The sequence below is a fragment of the Paenibacillus sp. FSL R5-0887 genome, from assembly GCF_038002305.1.
GTDB lineage: Bacteria > Bacillota > Bacilli > Paenibacillales > Paenibacillaceae > Paenibacillus_AQ > Paenibacillus_AQ odorifer.
In genome coordinates this window covers 1,252,876-1,272,026 of record NZ_JBBOCE010000001.1, presented here as the reverse complement: position 1 = coordinate 1,272,026, position 19,151 = coordinate 1,252,876, and the positions used below count along the sequence as shown (strand labels likewise).

Here is a 19,151-nt window from a genome sequence, read left to right as displayed (position 1 = left end):
CATATGCTACGGATTAAACCTGTTGGATAAGGGCATCTTGTTCTTCTTTATATTTTTGATTATCCATTATTCTAAAGAACGGATAGTAAATAATAAACGCTACTGCAAACAGTACAATTTGTAAGATCATTCCCGAGATACTACCTGTCATCAAATATCCGCCGATAATTAATGGCATTGTTCCCGGAGGCAGTACACCTATTGGCAACGCTACTAATCCAAAATCCATGGAGAGATAGGTTATCAAAACAGTAACAATCGGTGTTATAAGAAATGGGATTAACATCATTGGGTTTAATACGATAGGCATCCCAAAGATTAACGGCTCATTGATATTAAATAGTCCTGGTCCAATCGTCAGTCGACCCATTTGTTTCAGCTGTTTGCTCTTCGCAAAGAATAACATAGCAATCGTTAGTCCTAGAGTTGCACCAGATCCACCGATAAAGATAAGATATCTGAATTCTGCTGTAACAATATTATGGACGGGTGAACCCGCTGCGTAGGCTGCAGCATTTTCTGAGGTCAATTGCAACCAGATAGGCAACATGACAGAACCTACAATGGTGGAACCATGTAATCCGATTGCCCATAATAAGTTGATTAACAAGAACACAACAATTGTTCCCGCTAAGCTTGTTCCAACAGTGGTTAATGGTTGTTGAAGAAGCTTGGCAACAATGGTATGCACGTTATCAAAACCAGTAAAGTTCTCAACAAGTAGGCGAACTCCCCAGACACTCACGATAACAAAGAAACCAGGAATAATCGCTGTAAAGGATTTAGCAACTGTTGGCGGCACACCATCCGGCATTTTAATAACTATATTTTTTTGTACGATTCTGCGATATATTTCTGTTGCGAAGATTGCGGTTAACAATCCTACAAATAAACCTTGACTCGAAAAATAATTCACGTTCATTGCTTTTGTGACAACATCATCTACTGTGAAAGAAGTTGATGGAGTGACTACAAAATATGAACATAATGCCACAGCCCCTGAAGAAAGCGGATCCACTTTATAGCTCTCTGCTAGTCTGTATCCCACGGCAAATGTTGCAACTAATGCGACAAGGTTAAATGTACCATTGTACGGATATAGTAAGGCTGTTTTGATATTTGGATGGGCGACCAAGAAATCTAAATAGGCTGGAATTGGCAGGTTTGCTAAGATTAAAAAAATGGAACCGATAATAATAAACGGGATAGTTAAAACCATTGCATCGCGAAGCGCTTGTAAATGCCGCTGACCAGAGATTTTACCTGCAACTGGCATTACCTTATCTTCTAAAAATTTCGTTATTTTATCCATAGTTTCTTGCACGCTCCCGAAGAAGTATTTTCTTATTGCGATGCCACTTCTTTTTGATCCTATTTTGAAAGCTTATAAAGTTCAATGATTTCCGTAACAAGTAAAGAAATGGTCTCTACACTCATTAGTTGGTCTTCAGCATGCATAAGGATCAGTGAGAATTGAAGCTGTTCGCCATTTGCTTCTCTTTTGATTAATGATTTATGCATTTTATGACCTTCTCTAAAAAATTGCTTTGATTCTTCTAATTTTTCTTGTGCCTCTTTAAATTCTCCCTCTTTGGCTGCGTAAAGCGCCTCCATTACTAAGCTTTTAGCTGCGCCTACATTACTGATAATGTTAAAAGCCACAGTATAGTATTCCTCTTTCACTTCATCTACCATTTCTCTCTACTCCTCTCTTATCTCTATTTACTTTCAATTAATTGCAAGGCTTGTTCAAGTACTTTTTCACCGTTCATCATTCCGTAATTCAACATATCAATAGCTTCTATAGGAATGTTTTTATCTGCTAATCTTGTTTCTAATTGCTTTTTCATATATTTCACCTGAGGTCCTAACAATAAGACATCAACCTTTTTCTCTTGCAAAGTAATATCAATTTCAGATGCTGATTTAGCAAAAACATCGACATCCAACCCTTTTTCTTCAACAACCTTCTGCATTTTTGTTACTAAAAGGCTTGTACTCATTCCTGCTGAACACACTAACATAATTGTATTCATATTGACTTCCCCCTAAAATTATCATTTATTGAACACCTTTAGTGTAAACTTAAATCGCTTTCTTTTTAAGCTAACCTTTTTCCAAATCAACAGGAAACGGTTACATTGCAAATAGTAAGGCAGTACCTAATTTCTCACTCACTCTAGTTTAGTAATTGTATAATTTCTTCCACAGAGTCCTTAGCAAGGATCTGCACAACAATCTCTTTATCCTCTATCAATGATCCTAGCTTTTTATACATTTTATCTAGGTCGACATTGTTTCCTTCTTTAATGTTTAATAAACAAATTAATTGCACCATTTGCTTATCATTCCAACGAATAGGACGTTTTAACGTACAGATTGTCCAAAAGGTTTCCGAGGTAACAGGAAGTGAAGGATGTGGAACAGCGACAAGATTTCCAAAACTAGTGGGTGCATAGGACTCTCTTTCAACTACTAAGGATTCATAATGCTCTGGTACAAGTCCTTGTTTTGTTAGCTCATTGCTTAAAAAATGAATCACACTTTCCTTTGTGGTAAATTCTTTTTTCACGAATACTCTAGATGTGTCAAGGTAAGAATGAGTTTCTGCCACCTGTTCTGAAGACAGTAAGACTTCCTTGATTCTTTTGAGGTCTTTAGCTTCTAGAAAGGTATTTACAACATAGACGGGAATACCTATATCTTCATTGATCGGAACTGTACTGATAATAAAATCAATCGAGGATAGGTTCGTTTCTGCTAATTTGTAAAAACTAATTGTGTCTACAATCTGCAATAGATTCTCAAATGAATTGATCAATCGGTAATAAAGTAATTTGGCACTTCCAACACCAGACGCACATACAAGAATAACTCGTTTTATTTTTTTGTTTTTATTTTTCATTCTTTCTAAAGCAACCCCAATGTGCAAGGCAATGTAAGCAACTTCATGTTCTCCAACTTCTGAATCCAAATAGTAGTTAATACATTTACTCGCAATAAGTGCTCCTTCGAATGCGGCTGGAAAACTCGTCTTAATATCATTTAACAGAGGATTTCTAAAATTCATGTTGTATCTTAATCTATTCATCGCAGGCCTAATGTGAAGGGTCAGGGCTTGAATAAATTCATGGTCATGGCCAAAATCCCAATTCAACTCAGTTTGTAAACTTTTCAAAATACAGCTGACAATGGAGTCCACTTCATCGAACTTACTGTACTCCGTTAGATTTTCTTTCGGCAGCAATTTTGTTCCAACCAAATGGATGATAATATAATTAATCTCTGAATCGGAAAAGAGCAGATCTGTGAAATCTTCAATGTCTTTAACAATTTCATGGGCAACAATTTTTTCAAAAGGATACTCTTCCATAAGATTTACCGACGGTTGTTCGATTAAAAATCCCTCTTCGATACGTTTACAAGCTATTATTAAGTGAATAGCGAGGTTTTCCAAGGAAATATCTGAAATCTCAATTTTGTATTTATTTACTTTGCCGATGATTATTTCTTTGATTTTCGTGTATACCTCTTTGTCAAACAAAGTAAAGTTATCGAAAGTTGGATCGGAGTTTTCTTCTCTTTTGTATAAAAAATTAGACAAACATATTCGTTTCTTAAATTCATCGCCCTCTATAAACAGGCCATAATGAGGCCGATTAACTAAATTCAGGTTGTATTTTTCCAGTATCTTACGCACTTCTTTTAGATCGTTTTGGATTGTCGATTTAGATACAAACATCTCATCTTCAATAGTGGCCAACTTGATATACTTATTTTCTAATAAAAACCGACTCAACAAATAAAGAACCCTATTATCTTGTTCAGAAAAGTCTACTGTAGAAGGATTGATTTTATCATTAGTTAACTCATTTAATTTTTGGGAAAATATATCTTTATCGAAGACTCTTACAACGAAGCCCTTCCCACGAATTAACTCTATTTTTAGTCCTACTATGGCGGATATATTTTGTAACTCTTTCAAATCATTACGGATCGTTCGATCGCTAACATTCAGTTCCTTAGAAATCCATGCAGCTGTGACAGGTTGATTAGAATTAATTAAGTATAAAAGTATTTCTTTTTGCCGTTTTGAAAACAATTGTATCCCTCTTTCTTATCCAGAGTATGAATATGAGCTAATATTAACTGAAGCATACATTTACATACATTTGCTCATTTTTTTATATCGGTTACAATATCACTTCCTAAGAAAATTTGATAGTGTTCTTACAGTAACATACGAAACAGGCGTCCTCATTTAAGAAGACACCTGTTTAAATTTCAGCTTCGTTTGACGAGTCATGGCAAGAAATTTGCGGGTTAACTCAACTTCTGCTGCAGTATAATTGCTAGCTCTTCTGCTGAATCCCACACAATAGGACGAATATCCTTAAGCTGTACAAAAAGTTTATCCGCCTCAATACTGTTTACGGTCCATAGTACGGGTATGTTTAAACCAAGTGCATATCCCGCTGAAAAATACACCTCTGGGGATTGCCCCGTTAAATCTGCGATAATCAGTTTGCTTTCTGCGATTTGATCCAACTCGTATTTTTCGCCGTTTTGAGTTTTCGTATGTGTTAATAAGCGCGGCAGGAAACCACACTGTTCTATTTTGGGCAATAACTTCTCCAGCCATGTTGTAGACAAATTTTCTTCATCCGACACGAGCACGAGACAAGGTTTTAGTTTTTTACCTCCAGCGCTTTCCGCAGCTTCATTCCAGCCGGTTTCAGTAAGCTTAAAGGTCATGCCTTCCCTGATCAGAAGCTGATCACTTATCAACTTGTCTATGATGTATACCAGCTCTTGCAGATTGGGAGAATACGTCAAGTTATAGCTGCTAGAGAGGGGTTGAATGACAACCGCTTCCCCCGGGCCTTCAGAATGTCTATATAAATATTGCAGTAGACGGTTTCCTTTATCTTCAATGCTCACAGGTATTTTGGGTGAATTTACAATGGACTCTAAATCATCAGCAGATATAGTGATCTTTTCATCACAATCAGTCAGCTCACGTATGTAAGCAGATACTACATGAAGCATGTCGCGTTTCTTTTGATGCGGGAGCGAATTAATGGGTTCGTAGCTGTCTCTACGTAGACTATAAAACCCGCCTGGTGAACAAGAACAGCCTATATATCTATCGTTATCGCCTTCTGGTTCAATGGAAACAATCTCATCACAGAACAAACAGTGTTTCTTAATCATGACAACTCTTCACCTCTTATTAAGTGTTAGCCTCTACCTTACCAAGATTTTTTTGAAAAGTAGACAAGAAGATATTTCCTGTAGCAGGTTATCCCATGGCGTAAACGTAATATTTCGAGGCTCGAATGTAGATTTTATTCAATAAAAAACCGACATAATCATCAGCTAAAAAACTGAATCTTAGGTCGGTTAATATAGGCTTGGAGCCGGCATTTAGGATTGAGATAAACCTTCTATAACTTTATCAATATTCCATTTGATCATCTTAATGTATGTGTCGCCCTCTTCGCCTTTCTTAGCTAAAGAATCGGTGAAAATCTTAGAGTGTATCGGTACTCCCGTTTCATTTGCGATAGTTTCCATTGTTTTTGGATTTACGCTAGTTTCCAGAAATAATGCAGGCACTTGATTTTCATCAATGATCTTAATTATGTTTTTCATTTGTTCAGGCGTTCCTTGACTATCCGTATTGATCTCCCAGATAAAAGCTGATTCAAATCCGTAAGCTTTGGAAAAATATTTGAATGCTCCTTCGCTGGTAACAAGGATACGTTTCTCTTGTGGAATTTTTTCGACCGCTTCTTTTGCATATTGATCCAATTCATTCAGTTTCTTAACATATTCCGATTGATTATTAAGATAAAATTCTTTGTTGTCGGGATCTTTTTCGATTACACGTTTTGTGATGATATCTACATATTTTATTGAATTCTGAATATCCAGCCAGGCATGAGGATCTACCTGTGTTTCTTTTCCTTTTTCTGTTAGGTACATTGGAGATACTTCATCTGAGACTGCAAAAGCAACATCCTTTTTATTAGTCACATCTAGAAGATCTTGAAACCACCCCTTACCTGTTTCTAGGTTCAAACCGTTATAAAACACTAAATCTGCGCTAGAAACCTTACTTGTATCCTTGGGTAATGGATCGTACATATGCGGATCTGTTCCGATGGGTACCATACTGTAAACTTCAGCTTTCTCCCCTACAATGTTTTCGGTCATATCAGCGATAATGGAGTACGTTGCAACAATCTGCAGCTTATCATGGTCTGCATCTCCTTCACTAATCTTTGAGCATGCGGTAAGAAGTACGATAAACATTGTCAAAGAGAGTATTTTTATGGTCTTCATCCTTGTTTCAACCCTTTCCTGAAAAAATTATTTTTGGGTGAGATTATAAATGAAATTCCGAACATGCTTACGCCGACCAGAACAATCGTGGCACTTGTAGGTAAATTGAATTTAAAGCTTACAATTACACCTATAATCCCTGATACAGCGCCAATTGTAGAAGCCAGGATAATCATGTGGAACAGCTTATTCGTCCAGAGATAGGATGTAGCAGCCGGAATAACCAGCATTGCAATCACAAGCACAATTCCTACTTGAGATAACGAAGATACGGTAACCACAGATAGGAGCATCATCAATAAATAATGATAGAACCCTGTTTTTAACCCATAGGCTTTGGAAACAACCGGATCAAACGAACTCATTAAAAGCTCTTTATATAGCAATGAAATGATGGCAATAACAACAATCATAATAATAAAGGATTGCATTAACTCCGACTGTGGGACGGCAAGAATATTACCAAACAGAATGTGAGTTAGATCAAGCCCGCTTTTGGCAAAAGTAATTAGGACGATACCTAGCGCAAAAAATGAGCTGAGAATAATGCCGATAGAGGTGTCACTTTTAATATTGCTGCGACTTGTAATAAATTGAATGAGAACCGCTGCTAATAGTCCAAATAGTGAAGCTCCAAGAAGAATGTTGATTCCTAAGATATAAGATAACGCCACCCCGGGTAACACCGCATGTGATAACGCATCTCCCATTAATGACATCTTTCTAAGTACAATAAAGCTTCCTAAAACCCCTGATACAATTCCAAGAATGATAGCAGATAATCCCGCGTTAAGTGCATATATCGGAATGTTTAATACTCCTGAGAAATAATCAATCATGATCTGTCGCCCCCATCCCTTTGATCACCAGATTACCTAAGGAGGCACCATAGGCGCTGAGGATATTCTCTGGCGTAAAGGTGTCTTTAACGTCACCAAAAGCAATTAATTTCTTATTGAGAATGATGACTTTGTCAAAATATTCTTCGACCTCATGCAAATCGTGATGAACGATGAGTATGGTTTTTCCTTCTTCGCGAAGTTGTTTTAGCAGCTTTACAATGATTTTCTCACTGACTAAATCTATGCCTACAAAAGGTTCATCTAAAAAAAATACATTTGCTTGTTGTGCAAGTGCCCTGGCGATAAAAACTCTTTGGAGTTGTCCCCCGGACAGATTGCTGATTTGTTTATTCGCAAGATCACTTATATCCACCATCGCCATACATTCCTCGACTCTTTGCCGCTCTGTTTTTCCGGGACGCTGGAAGATTCGCAAATTAGGGTAAGTTCCAGTCAGCACTGTATCCCTTACCGTGATTGGAAAAGAAAGATCAATGTCATTCTTTTGCGGCACATATGCGATCTTCCGTTTGTACTCAGAAACATCTTTTCCCTCCACCATAACTGATCCTGTTCTCTTCTTTATCACCTCTAACAATGACTTGATGAATGTAGATTTCCCCGCACCATTTGGTCCGATAATTCCGATTGTATACCCAAAGGGGATATCAATATTTACATTTTCTAGTGCAGAATTACCGAAATAATCTACGTTTAGGTTTCTGATTTCAATCATAAAAAAACTCCTTATCTCTGTTAAGTTCATATGTAGCACTGTTCTGTTCATCCTGTTAATTTATTTCCCAATAGAAACAATGATTCCTTTGATTCAATTTGTTTCCCTAGGTAAACTTTTATTCTTATATACAATATATTTACCCGAGGGCAATATGTCAACAACATTCCTTAAATCAACAAAAAAAAAGAACCCAAGTGATTTGAGTTCTTTTGCATTATTTCAATATAAAAATCTCATAGTTGCAGTAGTTTTAAACATCTAGGCTGCATCAAATAACCCCCTGTAATACGCTCTGCCTGCAATTGAATCGTATATTCTCCTGCCGTGGGGAAATACAGCTCACCTACTTGAAAGCTTTGAAAATTACTAACCCCATCAGTAGAATGAACTTTAGCTTGTAAAATTTGATCCGCTGCCTTGATGAGGTAGACTCCGCCACCACCATTCTCTCCTTCTTCGCTGCGATATTCGATACTAACCTGAAATCTTACCGGACCTAATGTCCGGACATGCCAAATTGCGGTATCCTCTCTATCCTTCCAGTCCAACAGATTATCATGGTCTTTTTTTCCTGTATCGTAACGGAGGGTTGGACCAACGATCTCACTTTCAAATACCCCTAATTCTTGTAAGGTATCTTCTCCAAATTCCAATAATCGGATTGGATTACCTTCTACAGGTTCTGCACAGACAATTGCGATGACCAGCGGCATGTTGTTAGAATTTTCGGCAAAGTTCGGTAAGCTGGGGAGTTCGACTTCCAGATCCTGCTCAGATAGCTTTGTGAAAATCAGCTCCTCCCCTCCATCTAAAGCAAATACCTTTTGAACAGCGGTCTTCAGACCGGGGACGATTAGCTTATTTCTCTTCTTAAGATCGAAAACATGCAGATATAATGTGTTTCCTTTCAGAGTGCATCTGCCCCATGACGGTTTGGCTGTGGGCGATTCTCCAGCACCGTAAATGCTATCCCCATTGGTATTTAACCAATCTCCTACATCAAGCAAAATGGATTCGGATACCGGATCCCATTCCCCTGTTGCTGTTGGGCCGATATTGATTACCAGATTTCCATTTTTACTTACAACATCGATGATCTGGCGGATGATAGTTACAGGGGATTTCCAATGGTGATCGGATCTCTTATACCCCCATGAGTCGTTTAACGTAATAATATTCTCCCAGTACTTACCAAGGTTACGAGTCGTAAGTTGATTATCAGATGTATTTGAATAATCTCCAAGTGGTGCTTTCCATACTCTGCTATTGACCAAACATTCTGGCTGAATTGCATGAACCGCCGCCAAAAACGCTTCTCCTTGCTCACGGGTCAGTTTGCCTCCGCAATCAAACCAAATTAAACCAACTTTGCCGTAGTCCGTCAGCAGCTCACGGACTTGAGGGATTGATTTGCTGTGCAAATATCGTTCAAAGCGTGTGCGTTTATCGGTATCATTTATCCACGTTTGAACGTCATCGTAAGCGCCGATATTCAGTGGATAATCCCAGGTATTCCCTTGAGAGTCTGGATCATGCCAATCCATCGCATGAGAGTAGTAAATTCCGAGTACCATTTTTTCCGCACGACATGCCTCCATTAGTTCCCGAAGGGGATCACGGCCCAATGAGGTGTGCTTGACGATCGAATATTCGGATACACTTGAGTCATACATCGCGAAGCCGTCGTGATGTTTAGCTGTAAAGATGATATATTTTAGGCCAGCACGCTTGGCAGTCCGCACCCACTTCATTGCATCAAAAGCTGATGGATTGAACGCTGCGGCCATTTCCTCATATTCAGCCACTGGGATCTTCGCGCGTAGCATAATATGCTCACTGTAAGAAGCTTGTATTTCTTTTCCCTTCCATTCACCCGCAGGCAGGGCATAAGGGCCCCAGTGAATAAACAAGCCGAGCCTGGCTTCCTGCCACCATTCCATACGCCGAGCCTGCTCGTTATCTATCGGAGTTTCGACCGACTGTATACTATACGGATCATCGAGAAGGTTTTCTGTTGTTTTTCCGTTCCTTACCATAACTGAAGAACGGCTCCGCGGAGTTTAGATACAGCCTCGACGAAGAAATAATCGCCATATATCAGTGGCGTATCAATGTGCACACCCCCTGGAAGATTGGATGTTCCAGAAAGAATCAAGCCCTCCTCTTCCGGAATGTCCCAAGTCCCATAATTCTCATAAAGTGAGCGAACGATTTGTTCTGCGGCTCGTAGGTAAAAAGAGGCTTCCGCCTGTGGTACGATCTTTGCCAGCTCAATCAAGCCACATGCCGCACATGCACCAGCAGAGGTATCACGCGGCTTTTCGCCTGCATCAGGTGCCCTGAAATCCCAGTGAGGTACATGATCCTCCGGAAGATTAGCTAAGAAGAAGTGCGCAGCTCTTTTAGCTCCCGTTAGAAACTTATTCTCTCTGGTATAGTGAAAAGACAAAGTAAGACCGTAAATCATCCATGCGCTGCCCCGTGCCCAAGCGGATTCTTCCGCATAACCTTGGCCGGCCATAGCGCCGATTTTTTCGCCTGATTCCGGGTTGAACTCCAGAATATGATAACTTGATCCATCCGGACGTAAAAAATGCTCAACTACCGTTTCCGCATGCGCAGCGGCGATATGCCGGAAACGCGGATCCTCTGTAACTTCCGATGCCCAGTATAGTAAGGGCAGATTCATTACAGTATCAATGATGGACCATCCCGCCCGGTTTATCTTCTCCGTGTCATGCCAGGCTCTGATAAATGACCCTTTCAGGTTAAAGCGGCTGGCCAGTTGAGCAGCAGCCATCAACCCGCGCTGCTTGGAGCGTTCATTACCAGTCACTCGGTAATTGGCCAAAGCTGAGAGTGTCCATATAAAACCAGCATCATGATGTACGGTAAGGGCATAAAGAGGTTCATCCAATTTCTCTTCAATTTGCTCGGCGATTTCTTGCAGCGCCGGATGATTACCTTCTGCGGCAATCTGCCACAAAATACCCGGCCAGAACCCTGCTGTCCACCACGATGGACGCATGTTGTCGTATACTCCGCTCACGGAAGCATGCGGAAAACTAACACCAATTCGCTTACTAGTCTTTTCCACTTTATTTACAATTTGTTGCCAAGCGCCATCCGCCCATTCCAGAGTAGACTCCGAAATTACCAGTCCGCGAGTTTGTTGAGTTGGTATAACTTCACTCATTTTAGTTCCTCCTGTAAACACTGATGATATTTATGAAATTTAATTTCTTAAAGCGTTGTCCGTAGTGGAATTACCATATTCCAAGTGTGCTTCGCATTTCGAAACCCTCCCGGTCCATCTGCTACTGCAGCGAATAAATGGGTAGGGACCCCTTCTTGAAATAATAGGAACGGACGTTCAAAGCTGCCCATCCACTGCTCTGTGCCGTCCTCCCAGAGTACCCGCCGGGAATACGATTGCGTTGAATCAGCCAGCTGCCAGTCGGTTCCATCCGTAGATGATGCAAATATCCCACCGTGCTTTTCTCCACATATCCGGCCATCCATATCCTTGGCGATCATTTGGTACCCGTCCGTGGTCCGCCAGATAAATGGATCTTCAATATGAGACCGCTCTGGTGGAAACAGCGGTGCGTTGTTAATTACTTTATATGGCCCTTCGTCCTTAGATGAACCGGCAATGCCAAGCGTCATCTGTCCATAGGAATTGCCCTCGTATTTGCGGGCTTTATATACCAATAGCAAGGAGCCATCTTCGCGGATACAAGGAGCCGGATTGGATGTGAGAAAGCTGTCGAGCCTGCCCGGACGTGTAGGCAGAATAGGTGCGTCCATCCTTATCCATGGTCCGAATACACTGTCGGCTATAGCTAAGCCAACACGTTTGTTGGCACGAGCGGCAATCACCCGATAGTCGTCAAGTTCCACTGTTTCATTAGGCTGCGGCTCAGCGAATGGATGAGTGGAACCCATATAATACAACAGATACTTATCACCATAACGAAGGATATGCGGATTATGGGTGCTTCGTCCGTCCCAGTATTCCGCTCCCCTTGCGGGTAGTACGGTTTCTTCGTACGTATAAGGTCCTTCCGCGTTATCGGCAGATGCGCGGACAATTTCTGAGCGGAGTAACCATCCCGGATGCATCGGCAGCCACTTCGGCCAACGGGATGCAAATAAATGAAAACGCCCATCCTCGCCACGCACAGCTGATCCGCACCACACCCACCAATCCTCCATGCGGAACCCTCCGTTCAAAGGAGCAGGCAACATTCGGTCCATCAATGAAAAAGTCATTTTCTCCCTCCACGGCTTATTGCTTTACATCTGTTAGTCCATAACGTTTAGCAGCACTGCCATGTAGCCATTCCGCCGCAATATTCAGCGCCTCCTCCCGGCTGATCCAGCCTTCCGCTATTTGACTTTCCAAAAAGCGCGCAAGTATTTTTTTAACGATCAGCAGCTTGCCATATGTCCATTCGATACAGCGCGCATCCGAGACAATGAGCGAACACTTGAGCGGGGCGAGTGCCTCCAACCGATACTGCATGCTCTGCAAATAAGTACTGGGTCTGAAGTTATACCACCACATCCCACCTACATGAACGTTAGGGAAATTCCATGCAGCCTGCACAATATCCAGGTTATTTAATTCTGAAGCCACCACCAGCTCAAACGGAATGGAATACCGTTCAAACAAACCATACAGTTTAACAATCCGTAGCGGATCGTTAACTGGCGCAGCCGATGTATTACACCATCTGCGTTCGACGCCGAGAAACAGCTGCAAGAACATTCCTCTTACTTGCAGTTCCGAACAGATATGATGAAGGAGCAGCATCATGATTTCATCCGGTTCAGTTACGCTGCTAAGATTGTAAACATCATGAGCATTGGCTTCAAAGGCTGGCAACGTAGTCATGATTCCCGGACAGCCCATCGTCTGATATGAGTGCAACTGCTCGCTAATAAACTTTTTCGCTTGAGTATAAGCCGCTTCCCGGCTGGGATCAGAGGCATCTGTAATATCCTTTGCCAGCTCAGGCAGCCAGGAGTCAATTCGAGGAATCAGTAGAGCATTTTCTCTCATGTGTGCAAAGTTGGCATGCTCCGGGCGGTTTACAATAAACCGCTGCACATGCAGGCGGTCAGCTACGTTTTGCGCCCAGCCGGGATCGTTACTTTTCTGTTTAACCGTTATATCCGCTTTGAACACCGACTCTGAATCAGTGATGGAGATACCGTACAAATCTTTCATGATTGCTGTAAAAGCACGATTCATCATCGTATTACGGGAAGCGTGGTAAGCTCTAACAAAAGAGTCAGTCCGCTTCTCTTTCGAAAGTTGGTCCGCATCCGCCGGATATCCTGCTGACTGAAGCTCTTGGTTCAACCAGAAATAATCGGCGATTTCCCAGAAGTCAGCCGCGTTTAGCTTATCGCCGACGAGATGGGTATGTGTATCGATTACAGGCAGACGCATGATTTCATCACACAGAGCAGTTTGACTCATTGTTCTCCCTCCTAACTGGCAGGAAGCCCTTCGAATGAAGAGGCTTCCTGAGAATCTATCTATTTCCGGCTTTGCTGATTAAGGATTCCCTCATTATTTTTGTAGCGTTCTGTTGCTTCTTTTAAGATTTCTTCGCCGCCCTTTTGCTTATATTCCTCGATGACTTTTGGGAAATCACTAATCGGTTCTTTGCCATAAATCATTTTGACCATATGGTCTATGATCAGTTTTGGTGCCTGATCGGGACGTTTGGAGGCTAGATCAGGGAATTTGCTGAAAGACTCCAGATCAGGTACAAATCCGATGCCCCCTAAGCCTTCTTTACTCAGAGTTTCATCCAATGCTTTCAAAACATCTTTACCACCCGTAAGCAGCTCAGTTCGTTCGCGGTTGATTGTTCCGTCCCCTACCCAGCGCAGCTGTGTGCGGAATTTCTCTTCATCTTGGGCAGCCTTGTTCTCTGGCAGCTTATAATCAACTTTTCCGTCTTTTACCGTGTAATTCTCGCCTTCAATCCCAAAGCTATAGAAATTACTGGCTTCCGGGGTCTGCATCCATTCAAACATTTGGATAATCCGGGCAGCCTTTTCTTTACTGACTTTATTGTTGATATACAGTGAGGTATTGACCGAACTATACAAGCCGTATCCTTTTTGTCCATGGTCACCGGTTGGCGACGAGATAATATCCACTTTCGCTTCCGGATTGGACGCGGCGATCTGGGTCCGGAAATCCAGGAGATTCTGCGCATTAGCTGTCCAGATCCCTGCATTGCCTGCAGCAATATTTTCACCATACTGTGCCGTTTGGATTGTCGCAAAATCCTTCTGAATGAGGCCTTCGTCATACATCGTTTTGTATACGTTCAGTGCTTTTTCCATATTCTCGGAATTATAAAATTTGGGTACGATCTCTCCATTGTCCTCTGTAAACTGATAGCCAAGCGCGTCATATGCACCAAATGCGATATCTGCATACTTGAAGTTCTCACGCATCTGATAAGGAGCGCTCACACCGAGTTTCTTAAAAGCGCGCAGCACATTCAAGAAATCCTCAATCGTTACAGGTACCGGAAGGCCAGTTTTCTCCAATAAATCAGTTCGGATAAAGGTAGCACGTCGAGACGGATTGCTGAGCCAAGTCGGAATGCCATATATTTTTCCGTCGTAGCTGACTTCATCCCATGCTTCCTGCGGGACAACCTTCATCAGGTTGGGTGCATTCTCCTTCAGCAGATCATCCAGCGGCATAAAAACACCAGCCTGAACCGACCCAGCCATCGATTTATCCGTAGCCCCTCCGACATTTTGAACCACATCCGGGATATCACCGCCGGCAAACATAACAGCCATTTTGGAATCAAAGTCCTTCAAAGGAATTAACTTAATGTCTAAATCGACATTCGCCCGTTTCTCTAACTCCTTGACCCACTTATCGGTGTTAATGTCTTTAGAACTTTCCGTGTAAGCGTTTCCGCTTGTGTTTAACGAAATACTAAATTTAAGCGGTTTTGATTCGCCTGCTGCATCGACGTTACCGTCCGATGTTTCATTGCTTCCGCATCCTGCGACGAGACTTGAGACAAGCGCCGTGGATAGGATCAGACTAACCCATTTTTTCATCTGGATAATCCCCCTTATTAGTATAAAAAGGTATTTGGTTTACCTGTACCCATCATAAAGCTGTATCAACAGCACTCCCATGGGGTGGATTATTGTGGGATGTGTTTTTTTGTGATCGGTTATCGTTTTAAAAAAAGGCCATCCCCAAAAGTCCGCGGCTCGGACCTCAGGACAGCCTTTTGATCCTCGTTCTCTTCGGCGAGTAACGCCTATGCGTTAAGCACTTGATGTTCCTTCCTTCCGGAAATCGGCATTCTCATGATCATGCGTGTTCCGCATTCTGGACTGCTTTCTACGTCAACGCCGAATTCTTCTCCGAAGACAAGCTGAATCCGGCGATGAACATTTTGCACACCGATGCCGCCTGGGCTTCCTTTCCCTTCCTCCACATCGGCGAGTCGATTTTCGCTCAGTTTGAGGCGAAGTTCTTCAAGCCGCTCCGGGGTCATCCCGCTGCCATTATCCGTAATGCTGACCCAGAAGATATCGCCATCCTCTCCAGCATCAATCGTAATTGTGTGATAATCTTCAACACCATAACGAAAGGCGTGCTGGAACACATTTTCCACAAGTGGCTGTAAGGTCAAGCGAACCATTTTGCGCAGAAGCATTTCAGGCTTTATCCGCACATCGATTTCAAACGGCCTTCCGATCCGGTGATTGATAATGACCATATAATGGATGACATGCTTCAGCTCATTTGCTACGGTTATCTCTTCAAGATTGGTGCGCACCGAATAATGCAGCATGTAGGACAGGGCTCCGACGATTTCTGATATTTCATCTGAATCCTGAATTACTGCATAGCAGACCACCGTTTCGAGCGTATTGTATAAAAAATGAGGGTTGATCTGCAGCTGTAAGGATTGGAATTCGGCCTTCTGCCGCTCAGCTTCCATTTCCTTGTTCTTCAGTTCTGACTGATACACGGTGTCCACAAGCTCTGACAGGCGGGTTACCATCAGATTGTAACGAACGATAAGCCCAGTGACCTCATCCTGGCTTTTCGGAAGGGAGATTAATTCCCAATTCCCTTTTTCGGTCTGGCTCATTCCTTTCATCAGTATACGGATGGGTGTAGTAACGGACTTACCAAATCGGCTTGCCAGAAACAGCGCTATCATAAATGTCAAAATCGCGACAACAATAATATAATTCCGGATGGTAATTAGCGGCTTTTGCAGCTGAGTGTCTGGGATGGATACAACCAGATGCCAACCGGAATATTCTGCATTACGGCTGATATAAGATTTTTCCACGCCCTCTGCCGAACTGCGGAACATCGCCTCTCCTGCTTGCTCAATTTGCTTGCCAAGACTATCGGGAATCAACGTCCCTACTTTGTTTTGATCGTTATGATATTGAATCCTGCCTTCGCCATCTACAATAAAAAAATAGCTTTCGGGACCAAGATCGATTCCTTTCCATAACGTAGAGAGCTCCTCCGCTTTGACTTCGATGCCTACGAATCCTTTCATCTCTGGTGACTGAAGACCGCGAATGCTGCGGATTAAGGTCAACATCGGCGTTTGATCCCCACGGATACTGTAATTGATTACATTCAACTGTCCACTGACATCTGTATGTTCTTTGAAATACCGGATCTGTCTAGCGGTGTCTTCCTGTGTAAAAGATGGCGCTGAACCGCCATTATAATAATAAAGCGCATTCCCGGAATACCCGATAATATATAGGGCTTCAATCTCGGGATTGCGAATCCATACAGGTTCAACAATAGCATCGCGAATATCGGTCGTGTAGCGGTAATTTTCATATTCCTCACGATCTGCTGATAGATCAATATATCTTTTAACTCTCAAATCCGTTAGTAGCGCCACGGTCGACCGTTGATAGGATGAAATATAGAGATTGGTATGATGAACTGCATTATTTACGATCTGAATCATTTGGTTTTCAGTGCTTGACTGCAATTGCTTGGCAGAAATGCTGTAAAAGGAAATCCCCAGCGCTGACAGGGAAAGTAAGATGACAATGGTAAAATAAAATAGCAGCTTCCGGCTGAGGGTTGCTCTCATTATTCAATGCCAAACGAAGCACGGTATTCCGAAGGTGACACACCCACGAGATTTTTAAATGTCTTCGTAAAATGAGGATAATCCTCGTAACCTACATGAATCGAGATGTCACTGATTGTCATGGTGGGTACGGCAAGAAGTCTGCGCGCTTCCTCCATTCGTCTCCGGATCCGATAGTGTACGAAGGTTTCCCCCGTCATTTTTTTGAATAATGCGCTGAAGTAGGTGCGGGCAAGTCCCACCCGTTTGGCTACTTCTTCTAACGACACATCCTCAGCCAGATGTTTATCAATGAAAGCTTTTGCTTCTTCAACCGGGTCCTTATAGTTGCCTTTGCGAGTAAGCTGCAGCTCCGCAAGTATACCGTTTATTATCGCGACAAATGCTAACATCGTTTCTTTTTTCGTATTGGCGGCTTTCACATCTCCACAGCACCGGGACGGAGGCTTCCAGCCTCGGCGTTCCAAGCGATCTACGATCATTTGCAGACAATCATTCAGCACTGCATCCATGCTAAAGACGTTCAATCCTTCAAATAAACCCGATGTTTCTCTTTCATCAAGCAGACGGTTTGTCTCATCACGTTGCAGCAGCCAGATGTGTTGTTCCAGCTGTTCGGCCCAATCCACGTATTTATGAACAGGAATAATGCTGCCTGTCATGCCGGATATCAGTTCTCTCAGCATATCATGCACATCCTGCTGGAGAACCGGCTTCAGTAAATACCGTTTAACGCCATAGGCCATTGCTCGTTGTGCATATTGAAAGTCATTGTACCCGGAAATGACTGCCACCTGGACATGACTGTAATCACGGTGAATTCGTTCACATAAATCAAGGCCATCCATCCGCTTCATGCGCAAATCTGTCAGCACTAAATGCGGTTCTACCTTTTGGATCGTTTCTAAGGCTGCTTCGCCGTCGTCGGCTGTATAAATCGCGGTGAATGAGACCGGATAACGCTGGACCATCTTCACCAATCCTTTTTGAATGACAGGCTCATCTTCTACAATCAATACTCGCACTTGTATCAAATCCCTTCCGGAATGGAATCAGAATCAGTTGTCTTGTGGTATGAAATTGATTTGAAGTTGCGATATTTGGCAACGCTTCCATTTTTGAGTTTGGATTATATCTTACCATATTTTGATAAGCAGATGGCTGTTTCTTTTAAAGGATGATGCAAGCTGATTGATTTAAGACTTAATAGATCCGATTAACATCCCTTTGATAAAATACTTTTGCAGAAACGGATACACGATAATAATCGGTATGACGGAGACGACAATAACTGCCATTTGCACACCTGCCGGAGATACCTCATTTACGTTTTCTAATAAGCTGCCCGCTTGCCCAAGGTCGTTACTCAGTACGATTTCCCGAAGCCGCAGCTGAAGTGGATAAAGCGCTCGTGTATTGATAAAATACAACGCCGATGAATAAGAATTCCAATGGGATACCGCGTAGAACAAGCCCATAGTTGCCATAACAGGTTTGGACAAAGGAAGGATGACGCTCCACATCGTGCGCAGCTCTCCCGCTCCATCCATTCGCGCGCTGTCTATCAGCTCAGTAGGCAGGGCTGAGAAAAAAGAACGCATGATGAACAGGTTATATGCACTGATGGCCGATGGGATGATTAATACCCATAAAGAGTCGATCAAGTGCAAGTTTTTGATGACCATATAGTTCGGTATGAGCGGAGCGTGAAATATCATCGTAATTAGGATTAAAATCAGAACTCCTTTGCGCATCGAATATTCGGATCTGGATAAAGGATAGGCCAGTGATGCAGTTAAAATCAGATTAATAAGCGTTCCGACAACGGTAATAAATATACTTACCATGAAAGCTCTCCAGATGGAGGTATCCCCAAGAATAACTTGATAATTCATAAGCGTCCAATCTACAGGGAATAGCTTAACCTCGCCTGCATTAATGGCATGAGTGCTGCTAAATGATTTGGCGAGCACATGCAGCAGAGGGAAGACCATCAAGCACCCGACCAGCATCAGAAATATATAGTTGAAAACGTCAAACAGGCGACCTTTATTTTTCATTTACTCTTCGACT

The 19,151-nt window shown here is 42.3% G+C and carries 16 protein-coding genes; all 16 read right to left on the bottom strand.

The genetic code is table 11. The features are described 5' to 3' along the window. Positions 1-13: 13 nt before the first annotated feature. Positions 14-1,312 (bottom strand): PTS cellobiose transporter subunit IIC, encoded by a 1,299-nt coding sequence (gene celB / locus MKY14_RS05845; RefSeq protein WP_038571015.1) that lies wholly within the window; start codon positions 1,310-1,312, stop codon positions 14-16. 59 nt (positions 1,313-1,371) lie between these two features. After that, a complete protein-coding gene (locus tag MKY14_RS05840) occupies positions 1,372-1,695 on the bottom strand; it encodes a PTS lactose/cellobiose transporter subunit IIA (protein ID WP_051490993.1) in 324 nt (107 codons plus the stop codon). Between the two features lie 23 nt (positions 1,696-1,718). After that, positions 1,719-2,036, bottom strand: a complete 318-nt coding sequence (locus MKY14_RS05835) for a PTS sugar transporter subunit IIB (RefSeq protein ID WP_036677859.1) — start codon at positions 2,034-2,036, stop codon at positions 1,719-1,721. A gap of 143 nt (positions 2,037-2,179) precedes the next feature. After that, positions 2,180-4,102: a BglG family transcription antiterminator gene (locus tag MKY14_RS05830; RefSeq protein WP_340975980.1), complete on the bottom strand. Its 1,923-nt coding sequence runs from the start codon at positions 4,100-4,102 to the stop codon at positions 2,180-2,182. 221 nt (positions 4,103-4,323) lie between these two features. Beyond that, on the bottom strand, positions 4,324-5,214 hold the full coding sequence (locus MKY14_RS05825) for a hypothetical protein (RefSeq protein WP_036677862.1): 891 nt from the start codon (positions 5,212-5,214) through the stop codon (positions 4,324-4,326). Between the two features lie 213 nt (positions 5,215-5,427). Beyond that, on the bottom strand, positions 5,428-6,348 hold the full coding sequence (locus tag MKY14_RS05820) for a metal ABC transporter substrate-binding protein (RefSeq protein ID WP_036677864.1): 921 nt from the start codon (positions 6,346-6,348) through the stop codon (positions 5,428-5,430). Next, positions 6,345-7,187 carry a metal ABC transporter permease gene (locus tag MKY14_RS05815; RefSeq protein WP_036677866.1) on the bottom strand — a complete coding sequence of 281 codons (843 nt, stop codon included), beginning with the start codon at positions 7,185-7,187 and terminating at the stop codon, positions 6,345-6,347. The genes MKY14_RS05820 and MKY14_RS05815 overlap by 4 nt, the downstream gene beginning before the upstream one ends. After that, positions 7,180-7,923 carry a metal ABC transporter ATP-binding protein gene (locus tag MKY14_RS05810; RefSeq protein ID WP_303047199.1) on the bottom strand — a complete coding sequence of 248 codons (744 nt, stop codon included), beginning with the start codon at positions 7,921-7,923 and terminating at the stop codon, positions 7,180-7,182. The genes MKY14_RS05815 and MKY14_RS05810 overlap by 8 nt, the downstream gene beginning before the upstream one ends. 239 nt (positions 7,924-8,162) lie before the next feature. Next, positions 8,163-9,965, bottom strand: a complete 1,803-nt coding sequence (locus MKY14_RS05805) for an alpha-L-fucosidase (protein WP_340975979.1) — start codon at positions 9,963-9,965, stop codon at positions 8,163-8,165. Beyond that, positions 9,959-11,125, bottom strand: a complete 1,167-nt coding sequence (locus MKY14_RS05800) for a glycoside hydrolase family 88 protein (RefSeq protein ID WP_340975978.1) — start codon at positions 11,123-11,125, stop codon at positions 9,959-9,961. Before MKY14_RS05800 ends, MKY14_RS05805 begins: the two co-directional genes overlap by 7 nt. Positions 11,126-11,172: 47 nt before the next feature. Further along, complete coding sequence (locus tag MKY14_RS05795) at positions 11,173-12,204, bottom strand: glycoside hydrolase family protein (RefSeq protein WP_340975977.1); 1,032 nt, start codon at positions 12,202-12,204, stop codon at positions 11,173-11,175. Positions 12,205-12,220: 16 nt separating this feature from the next. After that, positions 12,221-13,420 (bottom strand): glucuronate isomerase, encoded by a 1,200-nt coding sequence (locus MKY14_RS05790; RefSeq protein ID WP_340975976.1) that lies wholly within the window; start codon positions 13,418-13,420, stop codon positions 12,221-12,223. A 59-nt stretch (positions 13,421-13,479) separates the two neighbouring features. Then, a complete protein-coding gene (locus MKY14_RS05785) occupies positions 13,480-15,042 on the bottom strand; it encodes an extracellular solute-binding protein (RefSeq protein ID WP_076190380.1) in 1,563 nt (520 codons plus the stop codon). A gap of 209 nt (positions 15,043-15,251) precedes the next feature. Then, positions 15,252-17,078: a cache domain-containing sensor histidine kinase gene (locus tag MKY14_RS05780; RefSeq protein WP_076125645.1), complete on the bottom strand. Its 1,827-nt coding sequence runs from the start codon at positions 17,076-17,078 to the stop codon at positions 15,252-15,254. After that, entirely contained in the window at positions 17,078-18,103 is a 1,026-nt protein-coding gene (locus tag MKY14_RS05775; RefSeq protein ID WP_076125647.1) for a response regulator transcription factor, read from the bottom strand. Before MKY14_RS05775 ends, MKY14_RS05780 begins: the two co-directional genes overlap by 1 nt. 171 nt (positions 18,104-18,274) lie before the next feature. Beyond that, complete coding sequence (locus MKY14_RS05770) at positions 18,275-19,138, bottom strand: carbohydrate ABC transporter permease (RefSeq protein ID WP_076125649.1); 864 nt, start codon at positions 19,136-19,138, stop codon at positions 18,275-18,277. Positions 19,139-19,151 lie beyond the last annotated feature (13 nt).

Excerpts from the sequence above, each read along its gene's own strand:
- MKY14_RS05805 (WP_340975979.1), bottom strand. The coding sequence starts at position 9,965 with ATGGTAAGGAACGGAAAAACAACAGAAAACCTTCTCGATGATCCGTAT.
- MKY14_RS05780 (WP_076125645.1), bottom strand. The coding sequence starts at position 17,078 with ATGAGAGCAACCCTCAGCCGGAAGCTGCTATTTTATTTTACCATTGTC.
- celB (WP_038571015.1), bottom strand. The coding sequence starts at position 1,312 with ATGGATAAAATAACGAAATTTTTAGAAGATAAGGTAATGCCAGTTGCA.
- MKY14_RS05820 (WP_036677864.1), bottom strand. The coding sequence starts at position 6,348 with ATGAAGACCATAAAAATACTCTCTTTGACAATGTTTATCGTACTTCTT.
- MKY14_RS05825 (WP_036677862.1), bottom strand. The coding sequence starts at position 5,214 with ATGATTAAGAAACACTGTTTGTTCTGTGATGAGATTGTTTCCATTGAA.
- MKY14_RS05800 (WP_340975978.1), bottom strand. The coding sequence starts at position 11,125 with ATGAGTGAAGTTATACCAACTCAACAAACTCGCGGACTGGTAATTTCG.
- MKY14_RS05795 (WP_340975977.1), bottom strand. The coding sequence starts at position 12,204 with ATGACTTTTTCATTGATGGACCGAATGTTGCCTGCTCCTTTGAACGGA.
- MKY14_RS05840 (WP_051490993.1), bottom strand. The coding sequence starts at position 1,695 with ATGGTAGATGAAGTGAAAGAGGAATACTATACTGTGGCTTTTAACATT.
- MKY14_RS05815 (WP_036677866.1), bottom strand. The coding sequence starts at position 7,187 with ATGATTGATTATTTCTCAGGAGTATTAAACATTCCGATATATGCACTT.
- MKY14_RS05835 (WP_036677859.1), bottom strand. The coding sequence starts at position 2,036 with ATGAATACAATTATGTTAGTGTGTTCAGCAGGAATGAGTACAAGCCTT.
- MKY14_RS05785 (WP_076190380.1), bottom strand. The coding sequence starts at position 15,042 with ATGAAAAAATGGGTTAGTCTGATCCTATCCACGGCGCTTGTCTCAAGT.
- MKY14_RS05770 (WP_076125649.1), bottom strand. The coding sequence starts at position 19,138 with ATGAAAAATAAAGGTCGCCTGTTTGACGTTTTCAACTATATATTTCTG.
- MKY14_RS05790 (WP_340975976.1), bottom strand. The coding sequence starts at position 13,420 with ATGAGTCAAACTGCTCTGTGTGATGAAATCATGCGTCTGCCTGTAATC.